Raw genomic sequence first — 1,015 nt, forward strand, 5'->3', positions numbered from 1 at the left:
CCCGGCGACCGCATCGAGATCGACGGCGCGGCCTTCCTCGTCCAGGGCGAGCCCGTCCGCGACCGCGAGCGGCTGGTCTGGACCGTGGACCTGCGGCCGTCCTAGAACGAGTTGGGCGAAAGGTGCAGGGACACACAGGAGGCCAGATGCGACACGATTGGAGCCGTCTCAATCACATGCAAATCGGCCGCTATGCGGAGTATTTCGCCAAGATGCATCTCGTGCTGCTCGGTCTCGACGTTTACTCTGCGGAGGTTGACGACCGTGGGATCGATTTCGTGGTGCGTCAGGAGCCGGACAGGTATTGGGATGTGCAGGTCAAATCGGTTCGCAAGCTGAACTATGTGTTCATGCGGAAAGAGGTCTTTCGCCTGCGGCACAACCTGCTTCTCGCCCTTGTCCTTTTCGAGGAGGAAAGGGAGCCGGACCTGTATCTGATCCCAGCCTCGCGTTGGGAGACGCCGGACGGGCTGTTCGTCGACCGCGACTATGACGGAAAGGCCAGCAAACCCGAGTATGGTCTGAACCTGTCCCGCAAACGGCTTCCTGAACTCGATCCGTTCCGTTTCGATCATGCAGGGGCCAGCATTTTTGGTCCAAGCGCTCCGGCCTGATTGCCTGCGTCGCTACGATGAAGCTGAAGCTCGACGTCACGCCGGATCTCGTCGCCGCCATGGCGGCCGAAGTGAAGGCGGGCGAGAAGGCCGTCACCGCCGCCATGACCGAGGCCGGGACCGGGCTCAAGACCGCCTGGCGTGGCCAGATCACCGGCGCGGGGCTTGGCCGGCGGCTGGCGAACTCGATCCGGCTCGCCACCTACCCGAAGGCCGGAGAGAGCCTGAACGCCGCGGCGCTGGTCTGGTCCAAGGCCCCGGTCATCGTCGGCGCGCATGACACCGGCCCGCTGATCCGGTCCCGCGACGGGTTCTGGCTGGCGATCCCGCTGCCCGCCGCCGGCAAGGGGCGGCGCGGCGCGAAGATGACCCCCGGCGAATGGGAGCGTCGCCGTGGCCTG

The 1,015-nt window shown here is 65.5% G+C and carries 3 protein-coding genes; all 3 read left to right on the forward strand.

Features of this window, described 5'->3' with window-relative positions:
- The coding region (locus C4S70_RS19555) for a head-tail joining protein (protein ID WP_456077575.1) at positions 1 to 105 on the forward strand (105 nt) is incomplete at its 5' end.
- Between the two features lie 41 nt (positions 106 to 146).
- Positions 147 to 614 carry a hypothetical protein gene (locus tag C4S70_RS18445; RefSeq protein WP_104009523.1) on the forward strand — a complete coding sequence of 156 codons (468 nt, stop codon included), beginning with the start codon at positions 147 to 149 and terminating at the stop codon, positions 612 to 614.
- A gap of 17 nt (positions 615 to 631) precedes the next feature.
- On the forward strand, positions 632 to 1,015 hold a 384-nt coding region (locus C4S70_RS18450), incomplete at its 3' end, for a DUF6441 family protein (RefSeq protein ID WP_235003902.1).

The organism is Jhaorihella thermophila, assembly GCF_900108275.1.
Lineage (GTDB): Bacteria > Pseudomonadota > Alphaproteobacteria > Rhodobacterales > Rhodobacteraceae > Jhaorihella > Jhaorihella thermophila.